Origin of the sequence: Sporosarcina sp. P26b (assembly GCF_002743245.1) — a bacterium.
GTDB classification, from domain to species: Bacteria; Bacillota; Bacilli; order Bacillales_A; family Planococcaceae; genus Sporosarcina; species Sporosarcina ureae_C.
The window spans coordinates 19,327-36,846 of sequence record NZ_PDYW01000014.1 but is presented as its reverse complement, the minus strand read 5'-3'; the positions used below and the strand labels follow the sequence as shown (position 1 = coordinate 36,846).

16 protein-coding genes, 1 pseudogene and 1 riboswitch are annotated in these 17,520 nt (G+C 43.3%); of the genes and pseudogenes, 6 read left to right on the top strand and 11 right to left on the bottom strand.

Annotated elements, in window-relative coordinates; genetic code table 11:
• The first annotated feature begins 412 nt into the window (after window positions 1–412).
• Entirely contained in the window at window positions 413–1,933 is a 1,521-nt protein-coding gene (locus CSV69_RS11885; RefSeq protein ID WP_099693518.1) for a succinyl-CoA:acetate CoA-transferase ScpC, read from the top strand.
• A gap of 413 nt (window positions 1,934–2,346) precedes the next feature.
• Here the strand turns inward: CSV69_RS11885 and CSV69_RS11875 are convergent, their stop codons facing one another.
• The 5 genes from CSV69_RS11875 to CSV69_RS11855 form a co-directional block, all read right to left on the bottom strand.
• A complete protein-coding gene (locus CSV69_RS11875) occupies window positions 2,347–3,384 on the bottom strand; it encodes a ribonucleotide-diphosphate reductase subunit beta (RefSeq protein WP_085428033.1) in 1,038 nt (345 codons plus the stop codon).
• Window positions 3,363–3,800, bottom strand: coding sequence for a flavodoxin (locus CSV69_RS11870; protein ID WP_085428032.1), 438 nt, complete (start codon window positions 3,798–3,800; stop codon window positions 3,363–3,365). The genes CSV69_RS11875 and CSV69_RS11870 overlap by 22 nt, the downstream gene beginning before the upstream one ends.
• Window positions 3,788–5,971, bottom strand: coding sequence for a ribonucleoside-diphosphate reductase subunit alpha (locus tag CSV69_RS11865; protein WP_369823301.1), 2,184 nt, complete (start codon window positions 5,969–5,971; stop codon window positions 3,788–3,790). The genes CSV69_RS11870 and CSV69_RS11865 overlap by 13 nt, the downstream gene beginning before the upstream one ends.
• Window positions 5,972–6,169: 198 nt before the next feature.
• A riboswitch (cobalamin riboswitch) is annotated at window positions 6,170–6,346 on the bottom strand.
• 337 nt (window positions 6,347–6,683) lie between these two features.
• The gene (locus tag CSV69_RS11860; protein ID WP_099693516.1) at window positions 6,684–8,105 is read right to left on the bottom strand and encodes an alanine/glycine:cation symporter family protein; all 1,422 of its coding nucleotides are present in this window, start codon (window positions 8,103–8,105) and stop codon (window positions 6,684–6,686) included.
• A gap of 66 nt (window positions 8,106–8,171) precedes the next feature.
• The gene (locus CSV69_RS11855) at window positions 8,172–9,293 is read right to left on the bottom strand and encodes a glycerate kinase (protein ID WP_099693515.1); all 1,122 of its coding nucleotides are present in this window, start codon (window positions 9,291–9,293) and stop codon (window positions 8,172–8,174) included.
• A gap of 380 nt (window positions 9,294–9,673) precedes the next feature.
• Between CSV69_RS11855 and CSV69_RS11850 the strand changes: the two genes are divergently transcribed.
• Both CSV69_RS11850 and CSV69_RS11845 read left to right on the top strand, forming a co-directional pair.
• Window positions 9,674–10,177 carry a DUF2243 domain-containing protein gene (locus CSV69_RS11850; protein WP_099693514.1) on the top strand — a complete coding sequence of 168 codons (504 nt, stop codon included), beginning with the start codon at window positions 9,674–9,676 and terminating at the stop codon, window positions 10,175–10,177.
• The gene (locus CSV69_RS11845; protein ID WP_099693513.1) at window positions 10,167–11,000 is read left to right on the top strand and encodes a cytochrome c oxidase assembly protein; all 834 of its coding nucleotides are present in this window, start codon (window positions 10,167–10,169) and stop codon (window positions 10,998–11,000) included. The genes CSV69_RS11850 and CSV69_RS11845 overlap by 11 nt, the downstream gene beginning before the upstream one ends.
• Before the next feature lie 39 nt (window positions 11,001–11,039).
• Here the strand turns inward: CSV69_RS11845 and CSV69_RS17425 are convergent.
• The 3 genes and pseudogenes from CSV69_RS17425 to CSV69_RS11830 all read right to left on the bottom strand — a co-directional run.
• Window positions 11,040–11,270, bottom strand: a pseudogene (locus CSV69_RS17425) (PaaI family thioesterase); the annotation flags it as partial.
• A 219-nt stretch (window positions 11,271–11,489) separates the two neighbouring features.
• Window positions 11,490–12,071 carry a DUF6518 family protein gene (locus CSV69_RS11835; RefSeq protein ID WP_233192384.1) on the bottom strand — a complete coding sequence of 194 codons (582 nt, stop codon included), beginning with the start codon at window positions 12,069–12,071 and terminating at the stop codon, window positions 11,490–11,492.
• A 125-nt stretch (window positions 12,072–12,196) separates the two neighbouring features.
• Window positions 12,197–12,952: a TcaA NTF2-like domain-containing protein gene (locus CSV69_RS11830; protein ID WP_099693512.1), complete on the bottom strand. Its 756-nt coding sequence runs from the start codon at window positions 12,950–12,952 to the stop codon at window positions 12,197–12,199.
• 108 nt (window positions 12,953–13,060) lie between these two features.
• Here CSV69_RS11830 and CSV69_RS11825 point away from each other — a divergent pair, with 108 nt between their 5' ends.
• Window positions 13,061–13,474, top strand: coding sequence for a hypothetical protein (locus CSV69_RS11825; RefSeq protein ID WP_099693511.1), 414 nt, complete (start codon window positions 13,061–13,063; stop codon window positions 13,472–13,474).
• Between the two features lie 69 nt (window positions 13,475–13,543).
• Here CSV69_RS11825 and CSV69_RS11820 read toward each other — a convergent pair whose 3' ends face one another.
• Together CSV69_RS11820 and CSV69_RS11815 are read right to left on the bottom strand one after the other, a co-directional pair.
• On the bottom strand, window positions 13,544–14,053 hold the full coding sequence (locus CSV69_RS11820) for a YfiT family bacillithiol transferase (protein ID WP_099693510.1): 510 nt from the start codon (window positions 14,051–14,053) through the stop codon (window positions 13,544–13,546).
• A gap of 193 nt (window positions 14,054–14,246) precedes the next feature.
• Window positions 14,247–14,501: a GlsB/YeaQ/YmgE family stress response membrane protein gene (locus CSV69_RS11815; RefSeq protein ID WP_099693509.1), complete on the bottom strand. Its 255-nt coding sequence runs from the start codon at window positions 14,499–14,501 to the stop codon at window positions 14,247–14,249.
• A gap of 243 nt (window positions 14,502–14,744) precedes the next feature.
• On the opposite strand from CSV69_RS11815, the gene CSV69_RS11810 reads away from it, so the two are divergent.
• On the top strand, window positions 14,745–15,791 hold the full coding sequence (locus CSV69_RS11810) for an FUSC family protein (RefSeq protein ID WP_099693508.1): 1,047 nt from the start codon (window positions 14,745–14,747) through the stop codon (window positions 15,789–15,791).
• Between the two features lie 232 nt (window positions 15,792–16,023).
• On the top strand, window positions 16,024–16,869 hold the full coding sequence (locus tag CSV69_RS11805; protein ID WP_099693507.1) for a DegV family protein: 846 nt from the start codon (window positions 16,024–16,026) through the stop codon (window positions 16,867–16,869).
• Between the two features lie 46 nt (window positions 16,870–16,915).
• Here CSV69_RS11805 and CSV69_RS11800 read toward each other — a convergent pair whose 3' ends face one another.
• Window positions 16,916–17,518, bottom strand: coding sequence for an RIO1 family regulatory kinase/ATPase domain-containing protein (locus CSV69_RS11800; protein ID WP_233192388.1), 603 nt, complete (start codon window positions 17,516–17,518; stop codon window positions 16,916–16,918).
• Window positions 17,519–17,520 lie beyond the last annotated feature (2 nt).

The window sequence follows — 17,520 nt, the reverse complement described above, 5'->3', positions numbered from 1 at the left end:
TCAGAATGTAGAGTACATGTAGTAAACCTACTAATCTTCTTACCCTAAAATAAACTAAGTAATCTGAATTTAAACTAAGGGTATTCCCTATTCTTTTTGTGTAATATGTGAGCTTTTACCTAATTCTAATAAAATTCCTTTATATTATATAAGTATACGTGTTTTTTAGTAGGTTTCTATCGGGGAATTCCCTATTCTCTCCATAACAATGTTCTTTTTGTATTTCCACGTAAGGGAAAACTCTCAGCTACCGTCTATTCCACGCGCTGTATGGTTTTTGTAATTTTTCATCAATTAAAGTGGTTTTATTGAATAAGTGGATAAATCAGTATAGTTCTCATAATATTGTGTTGATTTTATTTATATAAATGATAGAATTATATACAAATTGAAAGGTAAGGTGGATGATACCGTGGCAAACGAATTAAACAAGGTACTTCGTTGCGAAGCACTGAAAGACAAAATTGTTACAGCAGAAGAAGCAGCATCTTGGATCGAGGACGGAATGTCTCTAGGTCTGAGTGGATTTACTTTGTCCGGAGACGCAAAAGCGGTTCCATTGGCATTGGCAGAAAGAGGCAAGACTGAAGACTTCAAAGTAAACGTTTTCACTGGCGCTTCCATGGGCCCGAACGTTGATGAATTGATGGCAAACGCAGACATTATCAATTTGCGTGTTCCTTATCAAGGCAACCCAGCAATGCGTGGTAAAATCAACTCAGGTGATTCTTTCTACATCGATCAGCACCTTTCTCATACATCTGAATGGATTCGCCAAGGCGTAATTGGTCCTGTTGACTATGCGATCATCGAAGCAGCTGCTATCACAGAAGAAGGATATATCATCCCGACTGGCTCTGTTGGTAACTCTCCGATTTTCGTTCAAGAAGCGAAGCATGTCATCATCGAATTGAACGTGAATGCACCTATGGAGTTTGAAGGCTTGCATGACATTTATATTCCAGATGCTCAAAACCAACGTAAAGAAATCCCTATATATAGTGCAACAGATAAAATCGGTACACCAGGAATCAAAGTAGATCCTGCTAAGGTTGTCGGAATCGTTCTTACGGAGAAAGGTGATATTCCATCCCCTATCGTTCCTCCAGACGAAGAGACACAAGAAATTGCGAACAACTTGTTGAACTTCTTCCGTGACGAGATCAAATTAGGCCGCATGGATGAAACGCTAATGCCACTTCAATCAGGTGTTGGTTCAGTTGCAAACGCAGTACTTGACGGTATGAGAACTTCTGAGTTTAAAGATATCGAAGTATATTCCGAAGTACTTCAAGACGCAATCTTCGACTTAATCGATGACGGCGTAGTGAAATTCGCTTCTGCTACTTCATTGACTCTATCTAAAAAACGTTTGGACAGCTTCCAAGACGACATCGGTAAATACCGTGACAAGTTGGTATTCCGTCCACAGGAAATCTCCAACCACCCGGAAGTAATCCGTCGTTTGGGTATTATTTCATTCAACACAGCGCTTGAGCTAGACATCTACGGAAACGTTAACTCCACACACGTTAGCGGTACGCGCATGATGAATGGTATCGGTGGATCTGGTGACTTCGCTCGTAACGCGCGCATCGCGATTTTCGTTACGAAGTCTTACGCAAAAGGCGGAGACGTGTCATCCATCGTACCTTTCTCTTCTCACGTAGACCACACGGAGCATGATGTAGACGTAATTGTTACGGAACAAGGTTACGCGGATCTTCGCGGCTTGGCTCCAAGACAAAAAGCGGAGTTGTTGATCGAGAACTGTGCTCACCCTGATTTCAAGGAAGAGCTACGTGATTACTACAACAGAGCATGTGAACAAGTTGGCGGACAAACTCCACACATCTTGGAAGAAGCTCTATCTTGGCACGTAAATCTTGCGAAAAACAAGACTATGCACAAGACTGCAGAAGCTCAGAAGTAATTTTATAGATTTGAAGAGACCGAGCGGGGTTAGACCCGCTCGGTTTTTTTTATGTGGGTTGGCTGGGGTGGCTGGGGTGGCTGGGGTGGCTGGGAGGGCTGGGGTGGCTGGGGTGGCTAGGGTCGCTTAGAGCGGATAGCATGCCCGATAGAGCGGTCGCGGGGCGGCTTAGAGCGGATAACACGGCTGATAGAGCGGTCGCGGGGCGGCTTAGAGCGAATAACACGGCTGATAGAGCGGTCACGCACTGGCATAGAGCGCTTAAGTTGCCTGATAGAGCACTCAGCCATGTTCATTGAGCATTCCAGAAGTGACATCATTTCAAAAAAACAGCACAAGTTGATCAACGGTGCTTTCTCCTACCCTCGACACAAAAAGAGGAACCCATCACGGGTCCCTCTCCTCCTCATCTATTACAAATCATCAAAACCATTCAAATCACTAGTCTTCACGTATTGACGGCTAGTTTGCTCGAAGAAGTCCGTCTTTGTATCGTCGAAGTTATCAACGTACGCGCGGATCCACTTCATTGGATTGTCCGTGAACTCTGGGTAGATTTCGCTCAAGCCGAGCATGCGCAACATTTTGTTTGCGCGATACTTGATGTAACCTTCCATCTCTTCCAGCTCCAGACCATCGATGCCTCCTAATACGTAGCGGCTCCAGATGACTTCTTGCTCGACGGAGTGGCGGAATTGGTCATAGATCCATTCCGTGAATTCGTCTGTGTTGTACTCTGGATTTTCAGCCAATGCTGCTCGGAAGATATCGCTGATCGCTTTACCATGTTGCAGTTCATCACGGTTGATGTACGAAATCATCGTCGATGTGCCGACCATTTTCTGGTGGCGCGCCAAGTTATAGAAGAACGCGAAACCACTGTAGAAGAATAGACCTTCTAATAAAGTCGTGTAGACCATCGCTTTTAGAACCGTTTCGATTGTCGGGTTCTCCGCAAATTCATTGTAGACGTCTACAATTCGTTCATTTCGCTTCATTAATACTTCATCTGTACGTCCCATTTCGAAAGCTTCCATTTGCTTGTCCAAGTTCGTGACAGATGAAAGTACGTACGCGTAGCTGTGATTATGTTCACTTTCCTGGTCTGCAATTGTCGCTAGAATCGACTTGACGGAAGGATCCGTTGTGAAGTCTGCGATTTTCATTGCAATGACGGTTTGTGGACCATCAAGTGTAGCGAGTAGGCCGATAATTTTCAGGAATGCGGATTGCTCTTCTTTTGTCAGGCTTGAGAACTGCTTGACATCTTGTGTCATGTCCACTTCATTCGCTGTCCAGAAAAGAGCCCGGATTCGCTGACGTAGTGTATAGAAATGAGGGTGCGCGATGTCGTTCCAGTTCAGGATGCCGCTTGCTTCCCCTCCGAAAATAGCTGTTGCCTTATTCGGGTTTGCAGGATTCAGTACTTTTACTCGTGTAAGTGTCGCCAATGTTCGAGCACTCCTTTCGTCCAATTCGTAACGATTTGTTCTTGCATGCCGCGTGGGCTTTGTTCGATCTTCAATGGTTCAAATGGGGAATGATAAAATTTCGCTAGCTTGTCTGCTGCTTTGCAAAATAGATCATCGCCGCCAAACTGGGTATCCCCTGTGCCAAAGACGTAGACGAGCTCGGGTTTATAGCCGACGTCCGCCACGAAATCTTTGACTTCATCCGGCGTTGCCCCTTTTTCCCATGTGAATGAACCGATGCACAACGCGTCGTATTCTTTAACATTTGGGATGAGGCCGATGCCGATACGATAGGTATCGACTTCGACACCTTCATTTTGTAGTCGCTCCGTAATCAATTCCGCTACTTCCTGCGTGTTGCCACTCCAGGATGCATAGGCGATTAAGAATGACACCACTCGCACTCCTCAATCTCCGCTGCGGTTGAACGCATATAGTACGTCGTTTTCATGCCGGATTTCCATGCCTGCAAGTGCAGATCCAAAATAACAGATGCGCGGATGGAGTTCGGTACATAGATGTTGAATGAAATCGACTGATCGATGTGCTGCTGACGCGCGGCATTTTGCTTGATAGACCAGCGCTGATCGACGATGTAAGCAGAACGACGGTAAATGTCATACGTATTGTGATCTAGATCCGGTGCAATAACCGGTAATTTATAGTCTTTCTTCTCTTCATGGTAGAACGGCTTGAACACTGGATCGATGGATGCTGTTGAGCCTGCGATAACCGACGTCGAGCTGTTCGGTGCAACTGCCATCAAGTAGCCGTTACGCATACCGTTCATCGCCACATCCATGCGCAGTTCACGCCATTTATTGGAATCGTATTCGCGTTGCTCGAAGTATTCGCCCGTTTGCCAATCCGAACCATCAAACAATGGATACGCGCCTTTTTCTTTTGATAATTCCATTGAAGCTTTAATTGTCAAATACGCGATATTTTCATATAATTCGTCTGCGAAATTCACGGCTTCATCTGATTCCCACTGAATGTTTTTCAATGCGAGTAAATGGTGCCAACCAAATGTGCCGAGTCCAATTCCACGGTAGCGTGCATTTGTGCGTTGTGCTTGTACAACTGGAATTTGGTTTTGATCGATAACGTTGTCGAGCATGCGTACTTGAATTTTGATCAAGCGGTCTAAAACGTCTGCTGTAACAGCTTTTCCAAGGTTGATCGATGATAGATTACATACAACGAAATCGCCTGGCTTCGTGCGTGTGACGACCATATCGTCTTCGAGTGTAACCGATTCATGTGTAGATGCTGACATATTTTGTAGTATTTCTGTACACAAATTACTAGAATAAATAATTCCTTCATGCTTATTAGCGTTCATACGGTTTACTTCGTCGCGGTAAAACATGAATGGTGTTCCTGTCTCCAGCTGGCTACGTAGGATACGTTTCATGATTTCAATGGCTGAAACCGTCTCTCTCGATAGATCTTCATTGCGGACACATTCTTCATACTTCTCGCGGAATGTTCCTTGTCCTTTTGTTTCATCATAAAAATCTTCCAATGAATAGCCCATTTTCGTGCGAACTTCATGTGGATCGAATAAATGCCAGTCTTCACGGGACTCGACTTTCTCCATGAACAAGTCCGGCAAGCAGACGCCTGTGAAAATGTCATGTGCGCGTAAACGGTCATCCCCGTTATTGAGCTTGAGGTCGAGGAACGTGAAGATATCTTGATGCCATACGTCGAGATAAACGGCTACGGCACCTTGACGTTGACCGAGCTGATCGACACTGACTGCTGTGTTGTTCAGCTGTTTGATCCAAGGAAGAACACCGCTTGACGCACCTTCGAAACCACGAATCGATGCACCGCGTGAACGAACTTTCCCCATATAGACGCCGATCCCGCCACCGAATTTCGACAAGTTCGCGATATCGGTGTTGCTGTTGTAGATTCCTTGCAGTGAATCATCTACTGTATCGATAAAGCAGCTTGATAGCTGACCGTGCATCTTACCTGCGTTCGACAATGTAGGCGTCGCTACCGTCATGTACAAGTTGCTCATCGCCCAATACGCTTCGCCGACTTTATGAATACGGTCTACTGTTTCGTCTTGCATTAACGTCATCGCGATGATTAACCAGCGCTCTTGCGGAAGCTCTACGGACTGCTTCTTAAAGTTTACTGTTACATAGCGGTCTACCAATGTTTTCAAACCGATATATGTGAATAATAGGTCACGAGAAGGATCAAGTAGCTTACCGATTTCCTGTAGCTCGTCCTGGCTGTACTTTTCAGTCAAAACGGGTGTATATAAACCTTGTTCCACCAAGCGTTCTACATTTTTCGCAAAATCGGTATAAACATCCGCTCCACGCAATGCTTTTTGCTTTGCATAGACGTCGAATAAATAAATACGCGCCGCTACAAACGTCCAATACGCATTCGCTTCATCAATACGGCTTAAAGACTCTAGCACCATAGCGTTTGTCCACTCAGTTGCTGAGCTCGCGGGATGACGCTCTTGGAATTTCTCACTCGCTTCGATCAACGGTTCAATTTGTTTCTTGCCGAATTCCTGTTGTAAGTTTTCCATCAATAAATTAAGTCCCACAGATTCTTGAATAATAGCCATTATATCCGCTCCCTTTAGTTAATTAATTCGGTTATGTACTAAATAAAAAAACTCCCGATATAATCGGGAGTCGTCGATTGACGTGTAGTAGATAGCGGAAAGTTTTAGGCAGACTGAAAAAAGACTGCTTTGTGCTTTCACTCTCCAACCCCGAAGAATGTTTTGCTGAGATGACTGGCAGGTCTACTGGCTGGCACATCGTTCTTCCATCTTTCCTTCCCGCCGAAGCAGTGGTTTTCATAAGATAGTCGTCCGTGCCCTCAGTTGCGGGGGCAGCTCCGTTCGTGGCGGATTCCCTTTTAAACGTGGTGGGTACCAATTCATCTAAATGCTGTTACACACTATATATAGTGTGTTGATTCATATATAACCCTAACATGTTGTGTTCAAACATGCAAAACAAAAATCGAACCGATGTTCAGAATCCTTCTTCTGAACTACGATTCGATTTTTCTTATTCAGTATTTTATAGTATATCAAACTTTTTACTTCTTGACTAAATTGTTTGTGTGAACGTTTTTAAATAGATTGTGAAATTAGTGTCGAGAAGGGATTTCCGCTTCCGCTACAATCCTACTTCTTAACGTAAACCACCTAGAACATTCACTGTATTTATTAGTGTCAATTCAAAGTCTTAAGATCAAAACATAAAAGCGCAATATAATCTCTTATCTCACAAACGATCTTCCGCTCTTTCAGCTGTTTCTTCCCAACATTCTGCGCCTTTTAGGCCGGGGATGCTAGCTGATTTGAAGACGGGGTTTCTGCCGGCTTTTCGTTGTTTGGTGAAGTCGTCGAGTACTTTGAAGGCGATTTTGCCTAGGAGTAGAATAACGACTAGGTTGATGATGGCCATTAGTCCCATGAATAGGTCAGCCATGTCCCAGACTATTTGTACTTTTGCAACGGCTCCGAAAAAGACCATTGCGAGTACGAGTACTTGATAAATTCGTTTCCACATGACGTTGGCGTTGATGAATTCGATGTTCGTTTCGCCATAGTAGTAGTTACCGATGATGGAACTGAAAGCGAAGAACATGATCGCTACGGCGATGAAGTATGGTGCCCAAGCGCCTACGTGTACTTCCATGGATGCTTGTGTCAATAAGATACCATTCGTTTCGCCTGATTGGTACAAGCCGCCTAGTAAGATAATGAAGGCAGTTGCTGAACAGATGATGATAGTATCGAAAAATACACCTAATGATTGTACGAGTCCTTGTTTTGCAGGGTGCGATACGTTCGCTGTCGCTGCTGCGTTTGGCACACTACCCATACCTGCTTCATTGGAGAAGAGACCTCGGCGTACACCTTGCATCATAGCCATACCGATTCCGCCACCCATGATTTCTTTAATACCGAATGCGTGCTCAACAATTAATGCGATCATCGCTGGAACTTCTGTAATGTTCAATATTACAATATACAAGGCCACGATAATATAAAATGTTGCCATTACAGGGACGATTGTCTGCGTTACTTTAACAATACGTTGCACACCGCCAAAGACGATTACTGCCGTCAGGACAATGAGTCCAACTCCTACAGCCCAATGCGGAATGCCGAATACGTCAGTGAACGATTGACTGATTGTGTTTGATTGCACTGCGTTAAAGATGAATCCAAAACACATTGTCAATAAAATCGCGAAGACGATACCTAGTTTCCGCCAACCGAGTGCTTTTTGCATGTAATATGCGGGTCCTCCGCGGAAAGTATCGCCATCTTTCACTTTATATACTTGTGCCAATGTACTTTCAATGAAGGCAGTTGCCATACCGATTAGCGCAATAACCCACATCCAAAATACTGCACCAGGTCCACCGATTCCGATTGCTAGGGCAACCCCTGCTACGTTACCTGTCCCTACGCGTGACGCGGCACTAATTGTGAACGCCTGAAATGGTGATACACCGTCGTTGCTATCTTTCTTCTCTACAATTAGACGGAACATCTCACGAAACAAGCGTACTTGTACAAATTTCGTACGAATCGTGAAATATAAACCTGCTGCCAATAAAAGTCCTATTAAAACATATGTCCAAATGAAATTATTCGCCGGCCCTACAAGCCAGTCGATCGCATTTTGAAACATCTGACCACCTCCTTGTGTATTCTATACCCTACTCACTTGCTTACTATGCCTTACATAATAAAATAACTAGCTTCTAGTTTGCAAAACTACAGTTGCTTTATTCTCCAATAAATTTGCTGCGTCGGTCATCAATTCAGCCAACGACTTCTCTCCGTCGTCCAATGCATGCACTTCAGAGAACCATTCGAGTAACTCGGTACGTGCCGCTTCATCAATAGTTCCCGAAATGACGAGGACCGGAACCCCCTCTACTTTCGCTAGCTTCGCGATGCCCATTAACGCTTTGCCGGCAAGCGTTTGCCGATCTGTCTTTCCTTCACCTGTCAGAATAAGGTCAGCAGAAGAAAGATGGTTTGCAAAATCTATCGCTTCAAGCACGACACTGATTCCACTTTCCAGACGTGCACCGCAATAGGCAATTAATGCACCCGCACTTCCCCCTGCCGCGCCCGCTCCGTGCAGCTCATGCAGACGTACACCTGTCACTCTTTCAGTCTCATCCGCAAAATGCTCCAGTCCTTCGTCTAAATCCAAGACCATTTCGGGATCGGCTCCTTTTTGCGGACCGAAAACCACCGACGCTCCTTGGTCTCCAATGAATGGATTCTCCACGTCAGACGCAATGCGAATATCCGCCTCCAATAGTCGCTTATCCAGTTTCGAACTATCGATTTCATCGAAAACAGAAAGCGTGGAGCCATTCATTTCTAACGGCCACCCTGCCGCTTTAAATTTCACTCCGAGAGCTTCAAGCAGACCTGTACCTCCATCATTCGTCGCGCTGCCCCCAAGCCCGATGATCAATTTACGATATCCTTGGTCGAGCGCATGACGAATCAATTGCCCCGTACCGTATGTAGACGCTTTCATCGGATTGAGTTCTTTTCTCGCAAGCAACATCAATCCAGAGGCTTGGGCCATTTCAATAACCGCCGTCTCGCCGTCTCCAAGCACCCCCAGATGTGCATCGATCACTCGGCCAAGCGGATCTTGCACAGACACCGTTTGAATAGTCCCGCCAGTTGACGAAATCAGCGCATCCAGCGTCCCTTCCCCTCCGTCTGCAACAGGTAACCGTACGACCTCTGCGTCTGGAAACACTTTTTTCACTCCATTAGATAAAGCGTCGGCCGCTTCCTCTGCACTCAAACTACCCTTAAATGCATCAGGTGCAATAACAATCTTCACGACTCTCACTCCCTTTAATCGTATTCTAGCAGATTATGCGGGAAAAGTTACCGTAAAATAGTGGATGGTTAAAGTATTTCTATTGAAGGCCTTCAGAGTGCTTTGTAGATGGTTAGTTTTTTGTATAGTTGGGTGGATGCGCTCTATGGGAGGGTTTATTCGCTCTATGAGAGTGTTTATACGCTCTATGAGAGTGTTTATCCGCTCTATGGGGGTGTTTATCCACTCTATGTCAACCTGGATACGCTCATACTTAAGACGCGAGCGCTCTAAACAAGGCTACGTACTGTAATGAGCCATCACATATTACAGTACCCATTATGTATTAATCACACCATTCTCAGGGAACACTACGTACGTGAGGAAAGGAGCAGTAATAAATGGCTGAGTCGCAAGTGAAAAATTGGTCGAATCGAAAAAGTTATCAGAAGAGAAACCTATGGGCCGGCATATTATTCGGACTTGGGTTTGTGGCGTTTTTGGATGAGACACTGTTTCATCAATTGCTGCATTGGCACAAGTTTTACGATAAATCTACAGTGGCGATCGGATTAGTGTCGGATGGTTTATTTCATGCGTTTAGCTGGTTTGCGACGGTTGGTGGATTGTATTTGGTTGCGGATTTACGCAGGAGGAATGCGTTATGGCATAAGATGTTCTGGGGTGGCAAGTTGATCGGGGGTGGCGCGTTCCAATTGTATGATGGGACCATTCAACATAAGGTCATGCGCATTCATCAGATTCGTTATGATGTAGATATCGTTCCGTATGATATCGTTTGGAACGGTGCTGCGATTGTGATGATTGCGGCCGGTCTATTGTTAATTAAGTCAGCGCAACAGGATGCCCGATCGGCGGAAAGGCTGGTGCTTCATGCCACATGATGCCTATCTCAGCGCGACCGATTGGCTGTTTGGGACGCTTGCAGTGATCGCCGTTCTGTTATACGGGGGCGCGGTATTTCATTCCAATCGGCAACGACGTTTGCGTAAATGGCCACGAAGACGGACTGTGTTGTGGATAGCAGGTGTATTCGCTTCAGTAAGCGCTGTTACCGGGCCGCTTGCTGAACTATCACATGATCAGTTCACCTGGCATATGTTGGGCCACCTTTTACTCGGCATGCTCGGCCCCCTTCTATTAGCACTCGCTGCTCCGATGACATTATTACTGCGGACACTTCCCGTTCGGCAGGCTAGAAAGGTTAGCCGCTTGCTAAAAAGCCGACTTGCAGGGTTCTATACACATCCCGTCGTCGCTTCCATTTTGAACATCGGTGGGCTTTGGCTGTTATACACAACGGGTTTGTTTGCGGTCATGCACCACCATCTCTGGCTGCATATCGTGATCCATATACACGTGTTTGTTGCGGGCTATCTATTTACTATTTCTCTTTTATACATCGATCCCGTATCTCGCCGCTACAGTTACCGTTACCGCACCGCAGTCTTTATTGTAGCTCTGGCGGGACACGGAATTTTATCCAAATTACTATACGCCTATCCGCCTGCTGGTGTACCTATTGAAGAAGCGCGTGCAGGAGCGATGCTTATGTATTACGGTGGTGATGCGGTGGATCTTATGATGATCATTCTGTTGTTTAGCAGCTGGTATCATTCGACCAAACGTCAACATAGCCACGTTCCATCTACTCCCAACCGGCAGGCGCACGCAAATGAAATAACACAAAACGCACCCGCTAGCTAATGGGTGCGTTTTAGTATGTATCTATTTCCGATACAACCGTCAGAAAGTGGCATAAACCTTCTCATCCCCATCTTTGACAACAAAGACATCACAGCGACAGACGGCTTGACGTTTACCTGAAGAAATAACTGTCTTCCGGGCAATTATTTTTCCACCTATCGCGGGCCGTACATAGTTGATTTTGTATTCTATGGTCAATACGTTAGGACCTAGAACGGACCCACCTACAAAAGTCAACGCGTTATCCGCTGCATAACCAATAACCCCAACTTGTACAAAACCATGTTGCTATAGTAGATGTTCCATGGTGGGAACTTCTAAAACTACTTCCACTGTAGTGAAATCCAGTAATTTTGTTCCCAAAAGCCCTCTGAAAGATTGGGCTTTTAGTGCTTGTTTACCAATATGAAAAATTTTATTTTCGGTGATTGTACATCCACAAAAAAAGCCCTCTTCATCGATAGGAAAGCGTCCGTAAAGTAGGATAAATCAAAACACAAAGAACCAAGACAATGGTGTCAATTCAATTACACCTGTGACCATAATAGAAAGAATAATCACGATAGACAGTTGTCTAGGGTTTCGGTAGAAGATCACGCACAAAATGACGTACATAATAAGCTCTTCTAAATAATTCACATTAAAATAAAACAATCCCACGCCGAGTGCAAGATTTAACATCACCCCCATAGGTAACGCGGGTAAAAAATTAGCCAAATATCTACTATGTTTCGCATACCAGACCATCACCGCAAGAAACGGCGTAACGACTGCTATACTCCCCCAGTATTTCATATCATTCGTCGAATACACACCGAATAAATGGGCGGAGTATAGATAATAGCCGGTCAGCATTCCTAAAAAGAATAGTAATGTATGAATCGCCGCCCGCATCGCTGTTTGACTGTATGCCGCAATGCAAGTTGCAATTAATACCCAAATGCCCATTCTAGTGAAGACATCTCCAAGGAAAGGGACAAAATCTAACATCTTGGTTAATACACCAAATAGAATACTGACTACTAGCCATGATACAAGCACGACTATTCTTTGCATCTCTTTCACATCCATAAGTTACTATATTCCATGCATTAAGTAGTTTATTATATGTAAGAAGATCTATGTAAAAAAGAATTCTCTACCTTCGATAAAATTGTACTTTGAAAAGCCAAATATGCCTCAAAATTATATTGAGGTTATCGATAATAATTTGTAATCTCGATTGCATCTATTTGAACAGGTACATTATTGTAATTCAATACTATTGTATAGGTTTTATTTCGCTGATGTGAAGTTGTTTTTCCATTCTGATCAATTAAATCGAACGCCTCATATGTTTTTAGATACAGCATCCCTTTGTCTCTATGATAGTCCAATACTTCGTTATCATAGAAGTTGAAATAGTATCCAGAGTCTTTGATATCGCCTATGTACTCATACATCCCACTGTACGCTGGACTATTTGGAGTTAAATACGGTGCGACTATACTAAAATCCAAATTATTCAATGACTCACTATACATCAAGCGATAGTCTTGATAGAATTCATCCACTAGCTCACGCATCGGTAACGGTTCATCAACTTCATATTCTTGCGTCTCCCCTATAACCGGATCAGATTGTCCGGATACACTTTCAGTCTCAACCCAGGGATCATCTGCAATTTCTTCGTATTCTTCTTCCTCCCACCCCTCGTCGTAGTTCGGATTAGTTGTTGATTCATCTAAGACAGATTTTGTCGCCTGTTTTACACTCTCTTTTTTCAACGTAAAATCATGATCATTGTATAGTATAACAATTACAGTGACTATGGCTCCAATCGTCAACACCGCTGAAAAAAACATCTTCGCCACATTATGACTTTTCTCTAATTTATAGACAATCGGCTCACCACAATTCGGACAGTCTTCATGTCTAGACTGCAAATGACGTCCACATCTTGTACATTTCATATAATTAAGCCTCCCTTTTCATACTCCTTTAATTAGTCTCATTATATCAGAGAAGTTTATGATATAGTGGTTTAAGTAACATAAAGAACTATAGGGGATGATAGTACAATGGACTACATAAGTAAGAAAGGCATGACACACGAAGAGGTAATGCAATTACAGTATGAATACAATAACCGCAAGAAAACAAATGTCATCACGTATGTACTTCTGATTTTCTTTGGCAATTACTTTCTTCACAGATTTTATCTTGGTATTACGCCATATGCGATTTTTGGTGCAATTTATACGTTATTACTAAATGGTGTAATTATCTATTTCTTCAGAGAAGCATATATTAATCAAATGACGTTCGATTACATCTTATTTTTACTCATGCATCCACACTTTATCATTCTTCCACTCATTCCGTACCTTTGGCTATTGCTCGATCTATTTCGTGTCCCACAGTTGGTTGATTATGCCAATCATCAGTCAGAATTGGCATTGGTTCGCGCAATAAAGCGTTCAAGAGATATCTAGGAACATTAATAAAACCCCGCCACTTCCTCCATGTGAAGAAGTGGCGGGGTCATACGATATAAGACACGCCTATTTCGCCAAAGCTATCTTAATATGCGCTAAATGATGTTCTTCATGCCAAGCTAGCTTTGCGATCTTTTTCGCTACTGTGATCTCGCCGTTTACTTGATGAATAAATGTTCGTTGCAGTTGCACTTCCGTTAGACTATTGCCTAACGCTACAATACGCTCATTGATTCCTTCGAGCATTTTAATCGAAGGCTCAACCGGTAGTTTTGTGTCAGGTAGTACAGCCCATTTCTCTTGATCAAACGCGGGCGCTGTTGGATTGTCGTCAGTTAACGCAAGCTTTAGTCGCTGATACATCGTCAACTGCGAGTCTGCAATATGATGCACCAATTGACGAACGGTCCATGCACCTTCGCGATACGTTTTATGTAACTCTTCGTCATTCAATGAATCTACAGTTTCTCTCAATCGAGTCGTGTAGGTTTCAATTTCTCGTACCCACTGTTGAATATCTTCCAATGTTACATGTTCAGGAACGTGTAATTCTCCGATCGGAAATCGACTATCCATGACGAACCCCCCTTTTCATTACCTCATTATCCCACAAACTGTCTAACTATTCTATTTATTGAGCGGTGAAAATAGTAATTTCAATTATTTTTGAAAACATTACTGAATGTATCGCCCCTTACGTTGCATCACACATTATATTACAAAAAAGGACTCCCCAACGACAATTCGGGTAGCCCTCTTTCCTATCTAATTACCTTCTTTTCTGCGCTGCTTTCATAATGTAGCTAACGATTATGACAAAAATCAGCGCCCCTACAATACTTGGTACGACATAAAAATCGCCTAAGCGCGGTCCCCAACTGCCGAATAAATTTCCACCAATCCACGCACCTATGATTCCTGTAATAATATTGCCGACGATACCGCCTGGAACACTTTTGCCAATGATTAGACTAGCAAACCAGCCAATGACACCGCCAATTATTAAATATAAAAGGATACTCATTTCCCACACCCCTTCTCTTATTTTTATACGTATTTAATACTTTATCTCCGAACCTGACAATGAAGTGATCGAGTTACAGCCTTATGAATAATCTATTCCTTGATACAGCATAGTATTCGCCAAATAAAAATCTGTGTAGGTGCATGTGCGCAAATAGTACCGCTCGTACGTTCCGATGGTCGTGAATGATATAATGTACTACAGTACTAAATATACGCAGTTAGAACTGGAGGTTATAACCGCATGCGATCCTTTCATTTCAATGGCAGTCGAATATTGAAAACAGGGCTGGCTATATTTTTAACCGCAATTATTTGTGAATGGTTTAATTGGCCACCGGTATTCGCGGTCATCACAGCCATCGTTACAATTGAGCCGACCGTTAGTGATTCCATCAAAAAAGGGCTTGTGCGATTTCCGGCTTCCGCTATCGGTTCCGCATTTGCTGTTCTGTTCATTACATTATTCGGGAATTCCCCGATTACGTATACATTGGCCGCGGTCGCTACGATTTTAGTCTGTTATCGATTAAATCTACACGCAGGCCTACTCGTTGCCACATTGACAGCCGTCGCTATGGTCGAAGTCATCCACAGCAACTACTTAATCGCGTTCTTCATTCGATTAGGTACGACAACAGTCGGTCTACTCGTATCTACCGCAGTCAACATGCTCGTCTTCCCTCCGAACTACCGGAAAGATATTTTGACAAGCATCCAAAGTATCGGAGAACGGGCAGGCAGTATGTTGGAACGAACATTCCGAAAAAATTTATATGATGAACATGAAGATCACTTAGGTGAACGAGAAAATCTCAAGCAACTAACGAAAGACATCAAAAGGACAGAAACGTTCATAAATTTTCAGCGCAATGAATCCAAAATTTATCCATGGGTCAAAAATCGAGAGGCAGAACTTCTCATGGCAGAAAGGCAATTAACATTTTTGCATAATCTTGAATTTCACTTGGGGACTTTACTGCATATTCCGCGGCAAATCACTTCGTGGACTCCGACAGAACGTCATGTGATCATGCAAGCCGTGACGCAGCTGGCGCATGACTTAAAGCATTCTATTGACTATGATCCAGAAAAGCACAGGGCGCAATTACAACATGTCACCGATCTTTTTTGGGAAGATACGAAGTGCATCACAGCAGATGAAGGAATTCATCCGAACCAGTTCCCGCCAGAGTTCGTGATTCTCTATGAATTGATCACTATTTATGATTTAGTGGATCAATATTATGACCCCGCTAGTTTGAAAGTGGCACAAAAGGAAGTTCAATAATTTATTGTTCAACAAGAGTCTGAATATATTCGGACTCATTTTTTTTGCTCATATACATTCTCTACGGGTCTATCGCCTCTTTATGTCATAGACATATGTTCAAATTAAGACAGTCCCCCTAAAATTCGACAAGATATGACAACTGTCACTAGGACGTTACTATGCAGTAGTGTAGATTATGAATAGGTCATGTACGTTTCAAAATCACATTTATATAGAGGAGAAACAGTTATTGCAGAAAATAGCTTGGATTACAGATACTGCTGCACAACTGGATGATGCATTCATCCAAAAATATGATGTATATGTTCTGCCACTGGGTGTAGTTTTTTCCGATGTCTGTTATAAAGAGTCCATCGATATTACGAAGGACGAGTTTTACGATAAATTACGTGCGGCAAAAGTTTCTCCAAAAACCTCTCAACCCGCAATCGGTGAGATGACTTCATTATACGAAAGATTACAGGCTGATGGATATGACTTTGCGGTCGCTGTGCACTTATCTAGCGGACTTTCTGGAACGTTTGAAACTGCTCGAGCGGCTGCGAACATGACAGACTTCCCTGTGTATCCCATCGACTCAAAAATCGGTTCATTTCCGATGGTTAAGATGATTGAAATTGGCAATGAATTATTCGCATACGGCAAAGAACCAGAAGAAGTGGTCGCAACCCTTAACGCTATGGCTTCTCACTCGAAGTTGTCGTTTATTCCGGGTGGTCTTGGCCAATTGCATAAAAGTGGACGCGTTTCTGGGACACAGACTTTCTTAAGTAATCTACTGAACATTAAAGTCCTGATCAGTTTCGAGAACGGGAAAGCTGTCATGACAGAAAAAGTTCGGTCGAATAAGCGGGCAAAAAATCACGTAACATCCTTACTCCGAGCTGACATGGTAAAAGCCGATGTGCACGAAGTGGCTGTCATCCACTGCCACAATGCGCATGACGCGGACATTTGGAAGAATGAATTACAATCAGAATTCCCGACACTGCAAGTACACGTCGTTTCACTGAGTGTCTGCGTAGCGGTACATGCCGGTGAAGGAACTACTGGCTTAAGCTGGGTAACCTATTAACTAAAGGCAGGGACCGAATCTATACAGATTCGGTCCCCGCCTCTTTTTATAGCCTATACGAAGGTATGAGTCCCTTTTTATACAAGAACGCTATCGCATTCAAAAATGAACTAGGCACTTTTTTCGAAAAGTAACGTTTTTGATAAAATTGTCGATGTGCTTTTTTAAGATTACTCCATTGTTTACAGTTCTTTTTCTGTCTATACCGTGCCACATCGATGAGCCGCACTTGCTCATCAGGCGTGATGAAAATATTACGTAAATGAATGTCTGAAGGATTCAATCCGCAATTTACTGCTAAAGATAACGCATGATCAATCTCTTTTATATGCACCTCTGTAATTAATCGCCCATTGGTCATACAATCGAAAAGCGTTTCTCCTTCAATATAATCCATCACCACATAATTCGCTCCCGTTTCATAAATACTAGGGAAATAGCGAATGCTTGTAAGTGATTGATACACTTCAGCTTCTTCTTTCGCGATATACGAAGAACCTGGAAAGAACACTTTAATGGCTTTATTCGAAGACATAATCCTAAAAACAAATGCACTTCTCCCTGTTCCGACTAGCTGCAACGAAGGATTATAGCCCAGTAGACGATTCTTTTTATTTATGATGATCGAATCTACAAGTTCTTGATACATAC

What these genes read in the sequence shown, in the direction of transcription:
- CSV69_RS11845 (WP_099693513.1), top strand. Translation starts at nt 10,167, where the DNA reads ATGCCACATGATGCCTATCTCAGCGCGACCGATTGGCTGTTTGGGACG.
- CSV69_RS11850 (WP_099693514.1), top strand. Translation starts at nt 9,674, where the DNA reads ATGGCTGAGTCGCAAGTGAAAAATTGGTCGAATCGAAAAAGTTATCAG.
- CSV69_RS11860 (WP_099693516.1), bottom strand. Translation starts at nt 8,105, where the DNA reads ATGTTTCAAAATGCGATCGACTGGCTTGTAGGGCCGGCGAATAATTTC.
- CSV69_RS11825 (WP_099693511.1), top strand. Translation starts at nt 13,061, where the DNA reads ATGGACTACATAAGTAAGAAAGGCATGACACACGAAGAGGTAATGCAA.
- CSV69_RS11815 (WP_099693509.1), bottom strand. Translation starts at nt 14,501, where the DNA reads ATGAGTATCCTTTTATATTTAATAATTGGCGGTGTCATTGGCTGGTTT.
- CSV69_RS11830 (WP_099693512.1), bottom strand. Translation starts at nt 12,952, where the DNA reads ATGAAATGTACAAGATGTGGACGTCATTTGCAGTCTAGACATGAAGAC.
- CSV69_RS11820 (WP_099693510.1), bottom strand. Translation starts at nt 14,053, where the DNA reads ATGGATAGTCGATTTCCGATCGGAGAATTACACGTTCCTGAACATGTA.
- CSV69_RS11835 (WP_233192384.1), bottom strand. Translation starts at nt 12,071, where the DNA reads ATGGATGTGAAAGAGATGCAAAGAATAGTCGTGCTTGTATCATGGCTA.
- CSV69_RS11800 (WP_233192388.1), bottom strand. Translation starts at nt 17,518, where the DNA reads ATGTATCAAGAACTTGTAGATTCGATCATCATAAATAAAAAGAATCGT.
- CSV69_RS11810 (WP_099693508.1), top strand. Translation starts at nt 14,745, where the DNA reads ATGCGATCCTTTCATTTCAATGGCAGTCGAATATTGAAAACAGGGCTG.
- CSV69_RS11865 (WP_369823301.1), bottom strand. Translation starts at nt 5,971, where the DNA reads ATGGAAAACTTACAACAGGAATTCGGCAAGAAACAAATTGAACCGTTG.